The sequence below is a fragment of the Cohnella lupini genome, from assembly GCF_003386205.1.
In the GTDB taxonomy this organism is placed as follows: Bacteria; Bacillota; Bacilli; order Paenibacillales; family Paenibacillaceae; genus Cohnella; species Cohnella lupini.
On sequence record NZ_QRDY01000009.1, the window covers coordinates 97,864 to 113,121 of the forward strand.

The following is a 15,258-nucleotide window of genomic DNA, read 5'->3' on the forward strand; positions in this document are numbered from 1 at the left end:
ATGATTTAGATCGCGACGGAATCGTTCGCTTGAAACGAATTCGAAGAATAATGCCTGCTTACGGCGTACGCCGCTTGCTTCCCTTGCTCCGCCGCCGAGACGACCATCGCTTCCCCTTTGCCGTTGCCGAAGACGATATCTCCCGCGGCATAAATCCGCGGATTCGAGGTACGCCTCGTCTCTTCTTCGATGAGCACGACGCCGCGGTCGTGCTTCAAACCGAGATGGTCGATCAGACTCTGGTGCCGCTTCTGCCCGATCGCCAGAATGACCGCATCCACCGGCAGCAGAAATTCCGAGCTTTCCACCTGAGCGGGGATCCTTCGGCCGTCTTGGCCGACCGCGTCCGACAGTTCCATCCTCACGCACTCAAGATGCGTCACCCGCCCCGATTCATCGCCTATTATCCGCTTCGGAGCAGTGAGCCAGCTGAATTCAACGCCTTCTTGTTTAGCGAATTCGTATTCAAAGTCGTAAGCCGTCATTTCGTCCATCGTCCGCCTATAGATCATTTTCACGTTGCTTGCTCCGAGTCTTGCAGAGCAGGTAGCCGCATCGATAGCCGTATTCCCGGCTCCGATGACCGCCACCCGCGCTCCGACGATCGGATACGGGGGGACATCCGTTTTCGTCGCTTCCACGTACTCGATCGCGTCGTACACGCCCTCCAATTGCTCTCCCTCGATACCCAGATTCGATACGTTACCCATTCCCGCGGCTAGGATTACGGCGTCGTAGTCGGCTAGAAGTTCTTCGGTCGTCACGTCAACTCCGACTTTAACGCCGGTGCGAATCTCTACGCCGAGCTTCCTAACTTGATCGACTTCCCATAGGGAGATCGATTGCGGCAAGCGGAACGAGACGATGCCGTACGTATCGAGTCCTCCGGCCAATGACTTTGCTTCGTAGATGACGACGGCGAACCCGTCTCTCGCGAGCTCCCTAGCGGCGGAAAGCCCTGCCGGCCCGCCTCCTATAACCGCGACTTTGCGGCCGTTCGGAGAACCCGCTTTGAACAGCGTTTGCCCGCTTTCCACCGCCCAGTCCGTTGCGTACCGCTGAAGCAGCCCGATCTTGATCGGGTCGGATTCATCGTTAAGCACGCAAGCGCCCTCGCATAGCTCCTCCGTCGGGCATACGCGCGCGCAGCTTGCCCCGACGGGATTCGCGTCCATGATGGCGATGGCGGAGCCCTTCATATTATCCGTTGCGATCCGCTTGATGAAGGAGGGAATATTGATGCTGGTCGGGCATGCTTTAATGCACGGCGCGTCGTAGCAATACAGACATCGATTCGATTCTTCCATGGCCGCTTTGCGGGTCAGACCCGGTACGGTCTCCGCAAAACTTTTCGCGAAAGCTTCCGGAGCAAGCCTCGTCGGAACAGTTGGATCGTTCATCTCTCTCATCCCTTCTCGGTTAAAGGCCGCACATTCTCAGAGTCGTTCGGTACAGCAACTCCGTTCCTAAAGCGATATCTTCCAACGAAGAAAACTCCTTGGGATTATGGCTTATCCCATTCTCGCAGCGGACGAAAATCATGCCGTAATCGCAGTAATACGACATCGCCAACGAATCATGGAAAGGGCCGCTCATCAGCTCCGGCGGTCGCAATCCCATTTCCGTCGCGGAATCGCGAATCGTATCCATGATTCTCGGGGCGCAATAACGAGGCTCGCTGTTCGTGTCCTCGCGAATGTCTACCCGGAGACCGTGCGTCTCCGCTACTTCGCTAATCAACGAGCGCAATTGCCGCTCTATCCGGTCTCTGCGCGGAAGGTCGATATCCCGCAAATCGATCGTAAGGCGCACGTGCTCCGGAATGATGTTGCGGGAGTCTGGGAATACCTGCAGCGATCCGACCGTCCCTACCGTCGGCGCGCCGGGCTCGCTCGCGGCCAAAGCCTGGAGGCCAACGACGATGTTGGCGGCGCCGACAAGAGCGTCTTTACGGAGTCCCATGGGAACCGATCCGGCATGCCCGGCGAAGCCGTGCAAATCCACCGTCCACCACAGTGGACCCGATATTCCCGTCACGATTCCGATAGGATGACCGAGATTCTCGAGCACGGGCCCTTGCTCGATATGAAGCTCGAGGAACGCGCTAACTCGTCCCGGCTCGTAACGGGACTCCTCGAATTTCGCGGGATCTCCCCCGAATGCCAGCAAAGCCTCTCCGCGGGTCACCCCGTTCTTGTCCGTCCTCTCCAACTCTCCTTCTTCGAGCCGGCCAAGGATGCCCCTAACTCCGAATAAACCCTTGTTGAACCGGCAGCCCTCCTCGTCGCAAAATGACGCAACCTCGATAGGAACATCAAGCTCAATTGCGAAATCCTTCAACGTCTGAACGACCTCTATCGCCCCGACGACGCCGACAATCCCGTCGAATCTGCCCGCATAAGGCTGCGTATCGATATGGGAGCCGAGCATCAAGGCGGGCTTGCTCGGATTGCTCCCGGGCAATCTGCCGATCAGATTTCCGAAGCCGTCCAGCCGAACCGTCATACCCGCCTCTTCCATCCAGCCGCGCACGACCTCGACCGCTTCCCGGTCTTCGGGCGACATCGCCAACCGGCACACCCCCGTCTCGCCGATCTTCCCGATCTGCGCTAGCCTCTCGATTCTCCGTCCCACTCTATCCGCATTGATCGCCAACCCGCTCATCCTATCCTCACCTCTCTTAACTAACCGGCTTTTCCCTGCATCTATTACCTCGATGTTACTAAACGCTACATAATAAGCGGAATATTCTGATAAAGGTTTGTGCATCGTGCTGAAAATGACGCCGTAATCTTGTATATATTCAGGCACGGCCCATAATGGAGTTAATTCGATTGCCGGAAATAACCAGCCCGACCGGTTTCCCATTGAACCTAACTAGGAGGCGATGACCATCGATTCCGAATTGATCTTAACGGTTAGCGAAGCGCTTAGCCGCCCTCTATTCCGCAATGCGCAGCTAGCGGCGGGAGACAAAGGGCTCGGCCGTCAAATCCGCTGGGTGCACATCCTGGAAGTCACCCACTTCGAGAAACTTATCCACGGTCAAGAAATGATTCTGACGACGGGTCTCGGCTTCAATCTCGATGCCGTCTCCTCCGTGCACTTCATGGAGAAATTAATATCGCAGAACGCCTCTTGCCTATGCATCGAAATCGGCCCTTATTTCGAGCGGGTATCTCCCGAGCTTATCGAGCTTGCCAACGCAGCCGGTTTCCCGCTTATTTTATTTCCGAGTACCGTTCGATATGTCGATATTACGCAAGACCTTCACTCGCTCATCATCAACCGTCACCATAAAATGCTGCAGGAGCTCGAGAGCATCTCCAGGGAATTCAACCGCCTAACCCTGCAATCCCAAGGCACGGCCAACGTACTCAAGCTCCTGCACCGCAGCTCGCAGAACCAAATCCTCTACCTCCCGCTACAGGGCCAACCGCTTTTCTACCCCGCGTTACCCGCCGTTCAACAGGAAACCTTGCTGCGTCATCTTCGGGAGAGGCCACCCATGGACGATTCGCCTAACCTCAAACCTGGCAACGCTCCCGAACTTAGAGAGTATGAAAACCAGACGTTGGTATTGAAGCCGATCGGCGCATCGGAGCAAACATGGGCCTACTTGATCATGTCCTGTCCGAGAATACCCCAGGAGTACGAGTACCTCCTTATGGAATCCGCCTCGCTCTCCATCGCGCAAGAGCTTCTTCGTACCCGTTACTTCGAGGAGCGGAAGCTTTTCTCGGAAAACCTATGGGTCGACGAGCTCGTCAGCGGCAGGCAGTCCGAGGAGCAACAGATCAAGGATCTGATCGGTCCGGATTTCAAAGGTATGAACGAGCTTAGCTTCCGAGTCTGTCTCATCGAGATCGGGAACCTTTACAACGAGACTCCCTCGGAGAACGAGCGGGAATCCGCGCGTCTGCACTTGTCCTTAATCGTGCGCTCGACCTTCGAGAAGTTCGGATTTCGCCCGCTCATTACTTTGAAGAACAATCGCCTAGCCATCATCGCCCTCGATCTTAAATCCAAGATTCCTGCAAAAACTCGAATATCGCAAGCATTGGAGTCTCTTCGGGACATGAACGGCAACTCCGGCACCGCGGGCGACAATCGACTCCAAGACCTTCAACTTATAACCGGTGTCGGCAAGTGTTACGTGCAGTTAAAGAACGCGTATGCCAGCTATCAGGAAGCCCTCCAAGCGTTATCCCTCTTCTCCTGCTACGGGAAACCGGTTCTATTCTACGAAGAGCTCGGCGTGTTCCAATTGCTGCTCGGCTTAAACGACGGCACCACCCTGCAAACGTTCATCCGGCACTATCTTGGACCGTTGATCGACCACGACAAAACCAAAGGCAGCGAATTGTTGCTCACGCTCAAGGTATATCTCGATCACGAAGGCTCCAAGCAGATCGCGGCGCAGAAGTTATTCATCGTAAGGCAATCCCTCTATTACAGGCTGGAAAAAATGGCCGAGCTGCTCGGAGAGGACTTCCTGTCCGCGGAAAATCGGATTTCCATACAAGTCGCTTTGCGCGCCTACCAACTGTTGTATCCCGACTCGTTCGGCGATCCTCAATCCCTTAACCGCGCGTCGCAGAATATATACTCGCGCGAGCGCGACCTTCACCCTCACTCTGCTCTTCTGCAGTCGCCCGATAGGTAACCGAACCTTACGTCCGCTATATCCTCACCTCACCTATAGGTGCAGCTTCATGACTTCGCAAAAAGTAGATAGAATAAAATCCAAATCTTCATCCGTCGAAGATAACGGAGGCGAGAACGTCAGCACGTTATTAAATCCGGCGACCGTATCCCCGTTCTTCCCGATGATCAATCCTCGGGCTTTGCATTGCCCGATGATTGTTTTAACCGTATCCAAGGATGCCGGCTCTTTCGTTTCCTTGTCCGCCACGAGCTCTACTCCCAGCAGGAATCCGAAGCCCCGGATATCTCCTACTAGCGGATGCTCCGAAAGAGCCCTCATTCCCTCTTCCAGCCTTTCGCCCAGCACTCGCGCTCTATCTACAAGGGATTCCCGCTCCATGACTTCCAAGTTTCTCAGCGCGAGGGCGCACGAAGTGGGATTGCCTCCGAACGTATTCACGTGCCTGAGATGGCCGTACTCGTCGCTAACGTCCTTGAAGCTGTCGTAGATTTCCTTGCGAACCGCCGTTGCCGACAGCGGCAAATATCCGCTCGTTAAACCCTTGGCCATCGTGACGATATCCGGCTTCATGCCGAAGTTCTGGTGGCCGAACTTGCGACCGGAGCGTCCGAAGCCGCAGATCACCTCGTCGATGATCAGCAGCACTCCGTGTTTGTTGCATATTTCCTGAACCTTATCGAGGTACGCCCGATCGGGAACGATGATTCCGCCGCCCGTAATGACGGGCTCCATGATGACCCCCGCTACGGACTCCACGCCTTCCCAGACGATCGTATCCTCGATGGCTTGGGCGCATAGGAGGTTGAATTGCTCTACCGTTTGGCCGGCCGGCCGGCGGTAGCTATCGGGCGGGGCAACGTGCAGGAATCCGGCGCTCAGCGGCTCGTATTTGTATTTTCTTTGCGCTTGGCCCGTCGCCGATAAAGCCCCCATGGAATTACCGTGATACGCGCGGTATCTCGAAATGAATTTAAATCGGCCGCTCTGGCCGATTTGCTGTTGATATTGCCGCGCGATCTTGAATGCGACCTCGTTAGCCTCCGAACCGCTGTTGGAGAAGAAGATAACGTACTCCCCCTCCAACCACTCGTTAAGCTTCTCCGCTAGCCGGATGCCCGGCAGATGGCTCTGCGTTAACGGATAATAAGCCAGATTCATCATTTGCTCGTAGGCCGCATCGGCCAACTCTTTTCTCCCGTAGCCGACGTTGACGCACCACAATCCCGACATCGCGTCCAAGTACCGATTGCCTTCGGAATCGACGATCCAAGAGCCTTCGCCGCCCGTCACGATCATGGGCTGACTTACCGAACTATAAGAGGCCATGCTATGCCACACGTATTTCAAATCCTTTTCCACCAACCCAGCCGTAGCCGGAGTTCCTTCGGGCATAACTTACAGCTCCTTTCCTACAACCACAATCTATCGCAATCGTTAGCATTGGGCTGGCACCATTGTTACTACTTAGGTACCCGCTGTTCAGTACACTTCTGGATAAAAGCGTGCATGCGGTACTATTTGATCCCAAAATTTATAATCTGCTTTTTAAGTGGCGTAGCAAGTAGCACAGGTTGTGATTCTAGGTAAGTAGGATGGTAATCATCGTTATTCAAGCTAAAGAGCCATATTGGAAACAAAGTAGGTTGCAGAACATCGCTATTGATCGAATATTCGAAAGGAAGACAATAAATTTAGAACAATAGCGATAATAAACATCCTTATCCAACTTATATTTTGATCATGCATCGAAATTACATTGAATAACATCGTATTGGATTTCTACCCAAGAGCGCTCCCCTTTACGAGTAAAATTCGACTCCGAAGGGTCTCTATAGCCGAGTGAGCTCCTCGTAGGTTTCGGGTCTGCGGTCGCGATAAAACTGCCAGCTCTCCCGCACTTCGCGGATAAGGGATTTGTTCATTTGCCCGATGACGACCTCGTCCTTATCCCTGCTACCCATGGCCACGAAGCTTCCCCGCGGATCCACCAAGTAGGACTGACCGTAGAACTCGCCCATGTTCCAAGGCGCTTCGAAGCCGACCCGGTTGATCGCCGCCACGTAGTAGCCGTTCGCCACCGCATGGGCCGGTTGCTCTAGCTCCCACAAGTACTCCGAAGTTCCCGACACGGTCGCCGACGGGTTGAATACGATTTCCGCGCCGTTTAACCCGAGAGCCCGAGCTCCCTCCGGAAAATGGCGATCGTAGCAAATGTAAACTCCGACTTTCGCGAACGCGGTATCGAATACCGGATAACCCAAGTTGCCGGGCTTGAAGTAATACTTCTCCCAGAAACCGCAGCCGTTGTTCCCCGCGCCTACATGCGGAATATGGTGCTTGCGGTATTTGCCCAAATAAGCTCCGTCCGCATCGATTACGGCCGCCGTATTGTAGTATGCTGCAATGCCTTCGCGCTCGTAGACCGGAAGCACGATGACGATGCCGAGCTCCTTGGCCAGCTCTTGGAATAGACGGGTCGTAGGCCCGCCCGGCACCTCTTCGGCCGCATCGTACCACTTCGTCGTCTGTTCCGCGCAGAAGTACGGGCCGTAGAAGATTTCCTGAAGCGAGACGATCTGCGCGCCTTGTCCGCTCGCTTCGCGGACGAGCTTCACGTGCTTCTCGATGGCTTCCGATTTGTGAACCTCCACCGGCTCGTCGCCGTGCACGCCATGCATCGTTTGAATAAGGCCGATCGTTACGGTGTCCATGCGTTTCCCTCCCCGTTGTAGGAAAGGATGGCCTCCGCTTGCCCGAAGCCACCCCTCCGCGTTGTTCCCTCTTCTTATTTCATGGCCATTTCCACGATTTCATTCGTATAAGCTTGCGTAAGATCGGATTCTTTTTGGATGACGCCGAATTTGAACGCGATATCCGCGGTTTGCTTGAACATGGCATCGTCGATGTAACCCATCTTCGAAGCGTCGAAGCCTTCCGGCAAGATCAGCTTGGATACCTCTTCCATCATTTTCAACTGATGCTCCTTGGACGTGCTGCCTTCCTCCGTCTCCTTCATGACGCTATCCACGGCCGCGGCCGGGTCGGCGATCGCATCCTTCCACCCCTTCAAGGAAGCGCGAACGAACTTCGCCGCCGTTTCCTTATTGTCGGCAAGCCATTCCTTGTTGGCGAAAAGGTTATCCTCCAGCATCGCTACTCCCTCCGCGTTCATGTCGATTACGTTAAGATCCGTAGCCGGAATACCTTGCTCGAGAACGACCTGATACTCGTTATAGGTCATGGCGGAAGCGGCATCGATTTCACCCGTAAGGAATTGATCCATCGTGAAACCTTGCTTCGTGAAGTTCAAATCTTTGTTCGGATCGAGCTTGTATTTATCGAAAAGAGCAAGAACCTCGAACTCGTTGCCGCCCATCCAGTTGCCGATCTTCTTGCCCTTCATGTCCGCGGGCGTTGCGATCCCGGCAGACTTCTTGGAGACGAGCACGAGTCCGCTCCTTTGGTAGATCTGCGATATCTCGACCAGCGGCAACCCTTGCTCCTGATGGGCGAGCAAGCTGGCTACCCAATCGATCCCGATATCCGCGGCTCCGTTGGCCACTTGCTGCTCCGGCACGATATCCGGTCCGCCGGGCAGTATTTCGACGTCCAGACCTTCCGCGGCGTAGTACCCTTTGTCCATCGCGACGAAGTAACCCGCAAACTGGGCTTGCGGCACCCACTTCAGCTGTAGCTTCACCTTGATCGGATCCGCCGACGCCGATTCCGACGGCGAAGGGGATTCGCTGGCCGCAGCGCTTGAGGCCGGAGCCGCCGAGGACTCGCTCGGCGAAGGCGACGCCGATGCCGGCTCGTCGTTATTGTTTCCCCCGCAAGCCGCGAGCACGATCGCGAACAGCATTACGGCCACCGTCCCTAACGAAATGCGGTAAATCCTGCTTTGTACCTTCATTGATCTTCTCTCCCTTTGTTTAGTCTTTAAGAAGTGTTACGCAGTATGGCTACGATCAACGCGGGTCATATGCAATCGGCTTGGCGGCTCTCTTGTTTTATTGCCGCCGCGTCCGGATGTAACGGATATTACGAATTCGTTTACGGTAGCCGGTCAGGATCGTCTGGAAGGATGCCAACTCAGAAACGTCCTTTCCAATCCTTCCACGACGAGATAGAAGAGAATTCCCGCGATAGCGGCCACTACGATGCAAGACCAACCAAGCGGCATCTTGGCAACCTTGATGGAGTTGGAGAGCAAATAGCCCAAGCCTCGGGAAGAAAAGAAGAATTCTCCGACGATTGCCCCGATCATGCTTGCCGTCGTATTGATCTTGAGCGCAGCGAACACGTAGGGCAGACTATTGGGAATTCTTAAGTTCAGGAATAACCTGCGTTTGGAGGCAGCGTACGAATGCATGAGATCCAACGATAACGGACTCACCATACGCATGCCCTTATGCGCGTTGATCGCCATGGCCGCTATCGTCGTCGCCATCACGATTGCCGCTCTGGATAGCATTCCGTCGCCGAACCAAAGATTCATCGTCGGGGCCAGAGCTACGATCGGCACCGCGTTCAGGGATGCGACCAGCAGCAAGCTTCCGGCACCCCATCTCGGCCAGGCCGTGGCGATCAGCGCGATGACGAAACCGGCGAGAGAACCCGCAAGCATTCCCCCGATCGCCTCGGTAAGCGTGTAACGCGTGTAGGAGAGCAACAGTTCCCGGTTGTTCCAGATCGCTTCGGCGATAGCCGACGGGAGCGGCAGCTGATAGAGCTTCAGATCCAGCAGTCGATGGAATAGCTGTTTCTCCCAGGCAAAGAGGAATACGATGCCCGCTATCAAAGGAAGGATTATGCGGATGGTCGAGCTTGACCATTTACCCAGACTGCTCTTGCTCGGCAATCGGGCTGTTCGGTTCGCCGCAGGCAACGATAGGGGAGTTGGGCCCGATTCATTTCCATTCATAGACGGTCGCCTCCCTTGTCGCGGAATTCCGGCTGCCACGGGGCTATCAGCCTCTCGAGCCCGCCAATGAGCGCATAGCTAGCCACCCCGAGCAACGCCCCTACGATAACCGTCGACCAGAACATGTAAGTATGGGAAGGACCGTAGTATAGATTGCGAAGCATAATGACTCCGATTCCGTGCCGCGCTCCCATCAGCTCGACGAGAATCGCGCCGGTTACCGCGAGAGGCGCGGCAATCTTGAGTCCGCTGAACAACCCCGGCAACGATGCCGGCAATCGAAGCTTGAAGTAAATGTTCCAAGGTTTGGCCGCGTAGGAGTACAAGAGCTCCAATGCGGACGGTTCCACGCCGCGAAGTCCCCTAAGCATGTTAATGGAAACCGGGAAAAAGGTAATGTATCCGGCGATCAGAACCCGTGCTACCCGTTCGTCGTGCACAATACCGTATAGGATGGGCGCAAGGCCGAGAATTGGAATCATCTGCGAAGCTACCGCGTAAGGAAACGCGAGGTGCTCTATCCACTTGGACAAGCTCATCAAGATCGCCAGCAGCGCTCCGGCTGCCGCCCCGAGAAGAAAACCGAGACCGGCGTTGCCGAAGGTCACAGCTCCTTCTTGAACAAGCGTGTCGCCATACTCCGCGAAAGCGCTCAGCACTTCGTGAATATAGGGTAGCTTGGATTGAGCGAGCGGTACTTGCCGAACCTGCAGCAAATACCAGGATGCCGCTTCCCAAAGGATGAGCAATCCGAGTCCCCACGCCATCGCGGGCAATAATCGTCCATATCTCAGAAACCTGAGTCCCTTCATCGCTACACCCCTTCGAAGCTTCCGCGAATGCGCGCAATAAGGTTAAAGAACTCCGGGCTGTTCCTCGTTTCCCGGTTACGCGGCCTCGGAAGCGGAATATCCACGACGGAAGAAAGCCGACCCGGATGGGGCGACAGCACGTAAACCCTATCGGAGAGAAAAATGGATTCGGAAATGCTATGCGTGACGAAGACTACCGTATTATTGACTTGGCCCCATATGGATAACAATTCCTCGTTCAATCGCTCCCTCGTGAATTCGTCAAGAGCCGAGAAGGGCTCATCCATGAGCAGAATTTCCGGCTCCATCGACAGTGCGCGGGCAATAGCCACGCGCTGCTGCATTCCGCCGCTTAATTGCCAAGGATACTTATCCCCGAAGCCTTGCAGCCTCACTAACTCCAGAAGCTCCGCGACCTTCCTCTTTCGTTCCGACTTCTTGACTCCCATCATCTCCAGAGGCAGAGCGATGTTCTCTTCTACCCTTCTCCAGTCGTATAGGACGGGGTTCTGGAAGACGATGCCGTATTTTCGCGCCAGCCTCGCTTCTTTGGCCGACTTCCCGGACACCTTGATCGACCCGCTCGTCGGTTGGATCAGATCGGCCATCAACCGCAGCAGCGTCGTCTTGCCGCACCCGGAAGGTCCGAGCAGGGATACGAACTCTCCCTTGGCAATATCGAGGCTAATCTCCTGCAGGGCATTCACCTCGGAAGCATCCGACGAATAACGCATGCCCACGTTCGCAAGCTCGATTTCGGGATATCTCTTCGCCGTTTCCATTGTCGTCTCTCCTCCCCGCAAGCCGTTCAGTAAGAATATATGACGCGAATAGTCTAATAATTGAAAATTTTCAGTTAATGTTACTTTTCATCCCATGTTACACCTTGAATACATAGGTTTCATTAGACAATAAGTAAAACCGTACCCTCATTTATTGGCCAATATGTCTAGGCGATCACCATCTCTAAGTAAGGTTTCATGACAAAAGGTTGCCTCTCCAAGGATCCAATATCCCGGAGAGACAACCTCATATTGAGAATGGCGTACGAATATGTCTTGCGCTAACCGCTAGCAGCACGATTCCACTTCAACTCGGATTCGCATGCGCGTTGGCGAGTCCCATCCGAGCTTCCCGCCTGCGAAACACGCCCCGGGAAAGCCATACGCTTCCTTCATACAGAATGACCAGCGGAATCAACACGATGAAGGCCGACAGAAAATCGGGCGGCGTGATGGCGGTCGATACGATAACCAGGATCAAGTAAGCGACGCGACGCATCTTATGGAGCTTTTGCGGCGTCAGAATTCCGATGCCGGTCAGGAACATGACGACAATCGGAAGCTCGAACGCGACGGCTACCGGGATGACGATATTGAACATGAATCTAAAATAATGGCTCACTCCGTAGGTTTCGACCAGACTCATCCGCTCGGAGACGGACGTGACGAAGGAAAAGCTCAGCGGAAAAACGACATAGTAACCGAACGACAATCCCACGATCAAGCAGCCCAGGCTAAAAGGGATGTAGCGGAGAGTGGCCGCTTGCTCATGCGCGCTTAGTCCCTTTTTCACGAACGCCCATAACTGTTGCAACGCAAACGGAAGCGTGACGACCATGGCTAACACGACGGAAAGAGTCATGTACATCTGAATGCCATCCCAAGGAGAGAAAGCGTTCCATGTCATGCCGGAGGCCGGAGGGACGCTTTTCAAATAACCAAAAAGCCGTGGCGACACGATCATCCCTCCGATCATGCCGATCGCGAAGACGACCGCTACGGCAATCAGACGTTTGCGCAGTTCGCTTACGTGACTCATGACGGGCATCTTGAAAAATTGGCTCATCCTCCGTTAGCTCCTTCCGGAATCGAACTTCAGCAAGCTTGCGGCCGATCTGCGCAAATCGTAAGTACGGAATCCGTCCTTCATCTTCGTGTGGATCACTTTCAATCTTTCGACATCTTCGAACGAGAATTTCCTTGCGCCGCCCCTCGATCGGTACGGAAAGATCAATTGCTTCTCCTCGTAATACCGAATTTGTCGCTCGGTTAGTCCGGTCAATTCGCGTACGGTGCCAATGCTAATGACCTTCTCATTCATCATGACGCCTCCCTTTATCCAGTAGAATGGGAAATCCATCGAACCGTATATGTCACATTACGTAACACAAACAGGCTTTGGACGTGATTCTACCAAGTGCGCATATAAATGACAATGGTCGCCTAGAACCATCTAGTTAACAGGGATGTAAAGTTATTCCACTAAATGACCAGGTCTCAAGACATGTATTTCCATTTTTTATCGCAATAATGGTTTTGATAGAAAACGATGATGTGAGGATTTCTTACCCGATAATAGATGCATCGTATGCCCCCGTGCTACATTGTCGGTGCGAAGTCAACTTACCATTCGGATGGGAGTGAGGGGTATGGAAACGAAAGATGCACCGCCGAACGAAATCACGAGAAGGCAATTCCTGACCACGGTGGGCAAGATCGGCGGAGGCGCGGCCGTCTTCAGCGTAATGGGAACGCTGGGCCTGCTATCCCCGGAGACGATGAAAGCGGCCGAATACGAGCCGCCCGGGATGAACGACCTGAAGCAAACGAACCGCAACGGCAAGAAAGTCGTCATCCTGGGGGCGGGCATCGCCGGCATGACCGCGGCCTACGAGCTCGGTCTCGCCGGCTACGATTGCACCATCCTTGAAGCGAGGACGCGTTCGGGCGGGCGGGTCTGGTCGGTACGCAAAGGAACGTCGAATACGGAAGTCGGAGGAACGAAACAGACCGCGCGATTCGACAACGGCATGTATCTGAATGCCGGCCCCATGCGAATTCCCCAGTTCCACGTCACCATGGAATACATCAAGAAATTCGGCGTTCCCATCGAGCCGTTCAACAACGTGAACGATCACGCCTATTACTACAACGAGAACGTCGGCGAGCTGTCCGGCCAGAAAATCCGCAAGCGCGCGGCCAAAGCGGACGTCCGCGGCTACGTCAGCGAGTTGATGGCCAAAGCGGTCAACCAGCAGTCGCTCGATCTGCCGCTGTCGCCGGAGGAGAAGGAGAAGCTCGTTAACTACCTGCGCTCGGAAGGGGACCTCGACAAGGATCTGTTCTATAAGGGCTCTTCCAGAGGAGGATACAAGGACGAACCGGGTTCCGGGCTTGATGCCGGCGTCATCCGCGATCCGTTCAGCATGAACGCGATACTCAATTCCGGCTTCGGAAACTTCCTAAGCAGCGAATACGGCTACGACCAGCAGATGATGATGTTCCATCCGGTCGGGGGTATGGACGCCGTAACGAACGCGTTCGAGAGCCGGTTGAAGGGCAAAATCCAGTTTAACGCCGAAGTAACCGAGATCAAACAGTCTAACAACAGCGTCTCCATTGAGTATAAGGACCTCGCGTCGGGCAGGATGAAGCAGGCTAAAGGAGATTTCTGTATCTGCACCATTCCCCTGACCGTGCTGAAATCGATCAAAGCCGACTTCTCCCCGGAGATGAAGAGCGCCATCGACAGCATCGGCTATGCATCGGCGGGCAAAATCGGCTTGCAATTCAAGCGCCGGTTCTGGGAAGAGGACGAGCAAATCTATGGGGGCAACTCTCTAACGAACATGGATATCTCATCGATCTACTATCCCCCGACCCGGTACAACGATAAGAAGGGACTTCTGCTCGGCTACTACGCCTTCGGAGGGAACGCGGATGCGTTAGGGGCTATGACCTACCAGCAACGGGAAGCGCGTGCGCTGGCGCAAGGCGCCAAAATCCATCCGCAGTATCTCAAGGAATTCGAGGCTTCATTCTCCATCGATTGGAAGAAGATCAAGTACAATCTCGGGGGTTGGGTGTCTTATACGGGCGACCAGCGCAAAACGGTTTACCCGACGCTCTGCAAGCCGGATCGCAACGTGTACCTCGCCGGCGAGCACATGAGCTACATTACGGCTTGGCAGGCGGGAGCGATCGAATCCGCCCGAGAAGTCGTTACCGCCATTCACCAAAGAGTTATGCAATCCTAGATTTTTATAATCGCCGCTTAAACTATCCGTCTTTTATCCGTCGAGGGGGTTCCGTATGAAAATCGGCCATAAAGCTAAAGTGATGATCGCAGCATCGTTGTTGTCTTGCTTCGTGGGGGCAAGCGTATTCGCGGCCACCTACAAGCCCATTACCAAAGTCACTTACTTCGGCACGAAGACGTCCGCCATATCCAGCGCGGTAGCCATCCCTAAGGACGTAGCGTCGTTCTGGACGAGCGGCACCGTACCTCCGGTGCTGAACAAGGACGGTCAAACGGTCTACGAGAGATACGGGAATACGCAAGCGCAGGGGGAAGGCATACTGAAGGGTCTGGAAGCGCAGTTGAAGGAACAAGGACTGTCGCTGAAAGACGTCACGTACCTTCGCGTGTACGTCGCGCCGGATGCGGAGCTTGGCGGGAAGCCAGACTATCAAGGCTGGTTCGACGCGTACGCGAAATACTTCAACACGAAGGGCAACCCGACGAAGCCGGCCCGTTCCACCGTCGGCGTCCAGAGTCTCGTCAACGCCGATTGGTTAATCGAGATCGAAGCGTTCGCTACCTACCCTATGCCGAAAAAATAGCAAGATCCATCCTACACGAACGGAGCTGATCTTATGTTGCAAAGCATCGGTTTTCCCGGACTTCTCATGATTCTGATCGTCGTGCTCATTCTATTCGGACCGTCCAAGCTGCCCGAGTTAGGCAGAGCGGTCGGCCGCACCCTGCACGAATTCAAGTCCTCGGCCAAGGACCTCGTAGCCGACACGAAGGACGAGGTCGTAGAACCGAAGAGCTAAGGCAGAGCCGGC

14 protein-coding genes are annotated in these 15,258 nt (G+C 54.6%); 4 read left to right on the top strand and 10 right to left on the bottom strand.

The genetic code is table 11. The features are described from left to right. Positions 1-5 precede the first annotated feature (5 nt). Both DFP95_RS16355 and DFP95_RS16360 read right to left on the bottom strand, forming a co-directional pair. A complete protein-coding gene (locus tag DFP95_RS16355) occupies positions 6-1,400 on the bottom strand; it encodes an NAD(P)-dependent oxidoreductase (RefSeq protein ID WP_115993721.1) in 1,395 nt (464 codons plus the stop codon). Positions 1,401-1,419: 19 nt separating this feature from the next. Continuing rightward, positions 1,420-2,664: a M20 family metallo-hydrolase gene (locus tag DFP95_RS16360; RefSeq protein ID WP_115993722.1), complete on the bottom strand. Its 1,245-nt coding sequence runs from the start codon at positions 2,662-2,664 to the stop codon at positions 1,420-1,422. A gap of 223 nt (positions 2,665-2,887) precedes the next feature. Between DFP95_RS16360 and DFP95_RS16365 the strand changes: the two genes are divergently transcribed. After that, complete coding sequence (locus tag DFP95_RS16365) at positions 2,888-4,666, top strand: PucR family transcriptional regulator (protein WP_245987701.1); 1,779 nt, start codon at positions 2,888-2,890, stop codon at positions 4,664-4,666. A gap of 33 nt (positions 4,667-4,699) precedes the next feature. On the opposite strand, the gene DFP95_RS16370 is transcribed toward DFP95_RS16365, so the two are convergent. The 8 genes from DFP95_RS16370 to DFP95_RS16405 all read right to left on the bottom strand — a co-directional run bounded on the left by DFP95_RS16370 (position 4,700) and on the right by DFP95_RS16405 (position 12,511). Continuing rightward, the gene (locus DFP95_RS16370) at positions 4,700-6,061 is read right to left on the bottom strand and encodes an aspartate aminotransferase family protein (protein WP_115993723.1); all 1,362 of its coding nucleotides are present in this window, start codon (positions 6,059-6,061) and stop codon (positions 4,700-4,702) included. Positions 6,062-6,498: 437 nt separating this feature from the next. Then, on the bottom strand, positions 6,499-7,380 hold the full coding sequence (locus tag DFP95_RS16375) for a nitrilase-related carbon-nitrogen hydrolase (RefSeq protein WP_115993724.1): 882 nt from the start codon (positions 7,378-7,380) through the stop codon (positions 6,499-6,501). A gap of 74 nt (positions 7,381-7,454) precedes the next feature. After that, positions 7,455-8,582: an ABC transporter substrate-binding protein gene (locus DFP95_RS16380; protein ID WP_115993725.1), complete on the bottom strand. Its 1,128-nt coding sequence runs from the start codon at positions 8,580-8,582 to the stop codon at positions 7,455-7,457. Between the two features lie 153 nt (positions 8,583-8,735). Further along, entirely contained in the window at positions 8,736-9,593 is an 858-nt protein-coding gene (locus DFP95_RS16385; protein WP_115993726.1) for an ABC transporter permease, read from the bottom strand. After that, the gene (locus tag DFP95_RS16390; protein ID WP_115993727.1) at positions 9,590-10,405 is read right to left on the bottom strand and encodes an ABC transporter permease; all 816 of its coding nucleotides are present in this window, start codon (positions 10,403-10,405) and stop codon (positions 9,590-9,592) included. The genes DFP95_RS16385 and DFP95_RS16390 overlap by 4 nt, the downstream gene beginning before the upstream one ends. 2 nt (positions 10,406-10,407) lie before the next feature. Beyond that, positions 10,408-11,187, bottom strand: coding sequence for an ABC transporter ATP-binding protein (locus DFP95_RS16395; RefSeq protein WP_115993728.1), 780 nt, complete (start codon positions 11,185-11,187; stop codon positions 10,408-10,410). Positions 11,188-11,494: 307 nt separating this feature from the next. After that, entirely contained in the window at positions 11,495-12,253 is a 759-nt protein-coding gene (gene tatC, locus DFP95_RS16400; protein ID WP_115993729.1) for a twin-arginine translocase subunit TatC, read from the bottom strand. A 6-nt stretch (positions 12,254-12,259) separates the two neighbouring features. Then, complete coding sequence (locus DFP95_RS16405; protein ID WP_425453294.1) at positions 12,260-12,511, bottom strand: MerR family transcriptional regulator; 252 nt, start codon at positions 12,509-12,511, stop codon at positions 12,260-12,262. 325 nt (positions 12,512-12,836) lie between these two features. Between DFP95_RS16405 and DFP95_RS16410 the strand changes: the two genes are divergently transcribed. Genes DFP95_RS16410 through DFP95_RS16420 form a run of 3 tightly spaced genes read left to right on the top strand, consistent with a single transcriptional unit; the run spans position 12,837 to position 15,246 of the window. Further along, a complete protein-coding gene (locus DFP95_RS16410) occupies positions 12,837-14,444 on the top strand; it encodes a flavin monoamine oxidase family protein (RefSeq protein WP_115993731.1) in 1,608 nt (535 codons plus the stop codon). Positions 14,445-14,499: 55 nt separating this feature from the next. Then, positions 14,500-15,030, top strand: a complete 531-nt coding sequence (locus tag DFP95_RS16415; protein ID WP_115993732.1) for a RidA family protein — start codon at positions 14,500-14,502, stop codon at positions 15,028-15,030. A gap of 33 nt (positions 15,031-15,063) precedes the next feature. Further along, on the top strand, positions 15,064-15,246 hold the full coding sequence (locus DFP95_RS16420) for a twin-arginine translocase TatA/TatE family subunit (RefSeq protein ID WP_115993733.1): 183 nt from the start codon (positions 15,064-15,066) through the stop codon (positions 15,244-15,246). Positions 15,247-15,258: the final 12 nt, after the last annotated feature.

Excerpts from the sequence above, each read along its gene's own strand:
- tatC (WP_115993729.1), bottom strand. The coding sequence starts at position 12,253 with ATGAGCCAATTTTTCAAGATGCCCGTCATGAGTCACGTAAGCGAACTG.
- DFP95_RS16365 (WP_245987701.1), top strand. The coding sequence starts at position 2,888 with ATGACCATCGATTCCGAATTGATCTTAACGGTTAGCGAAGCGCTTAGC.
- DFP95_RS16410 (WP_115993731.1), top strand. The coding sequence starts at position 12,837 with ATGGAAACGAAAGATGCACCGCCGAACGAAATCACGAGAAGGCAATTC.
- DFP95_RS16415 (WP_115993732.1), top strand. The coding sequence starts at position 14,500 with ATGAAAATCGGCCATAAAGCTAAAGTGATGATCGCAGCATCGTTGTTG.
- DFP95_RS16370 (WP_115993723.1), bottom strand. The coding sequence starts at position 6,061 with ATGCCCGAAGGAACTCCGGCTACGGCTGGGTTGGTGGAAAAGGATTTG.
- DFP95_RS16390 (WP_115993727.1), bottom strand. The coding sequence starts at position 10,405 with ATGAAGGGACTCAGGTTTCTGAGATATGGACGATTATTGCCCGCGATG.
- DFP95_RS16405 (WP_425453294.1), bottom strand. The coding sequence starts at position 12,511 with ATGATGAATGAGAAGGTCATTAGCATTGGCACCGTACGCGAATTGACC.
- DFP95_RS16395 (WP_115993728.1), bottom strand. The coding sequence starts at position 11,187 with ATGGAAACGGCGAAGAGATATCCCGAAATCGAGCTTGCGAACGTGGGC.
- DFP95_RS16360 (WP_115993722.1), bottom strand. The coding sequence starts at position 2,664 with ATGAGCGGGTTGGCGATCAATGCGGATAGAGTGGGACGGAGAATCGAG.
- DFP95_RS16385 (WP_115993726.1), bottom strand. The coding sequence starts at position 9,593 with ATGAATGGAAATGAATCGGGCCCAACTCCCCTATCGTTGCCTGCGGCG.
- DFP95_RS16355 (WP_115993721.1), bottom strand. The coding sequence starts at position 1,400 with ATGAACGATCCAACTGTTCCGACGAGGCTTGCTCCGGAAGCTTTCGCG.
- DFP95_RS16375 (WP_115993724.1), bottom strand. The coding sequence starts at position 7,380 with ATGGACACCGTAACGATCGGCCTTATTCAAACGATGCATGGCGTGCAC.
- DFP95_RS16420 (WP_115993733.1), top strand. The coding sequence starts at position 15,064 with ATGTTGCAAAGCATCGGTTTTCCCGGACTTCTCATGATTCTGATCGTC.
- DFP95_RS16380 (WP_115993725.1), bottom strand. The coding sequence starts at position 8,582 with ATGAAGGTACAAAGCAGGATTTACCGCATTTCGTTAGGGACGGTGGCC.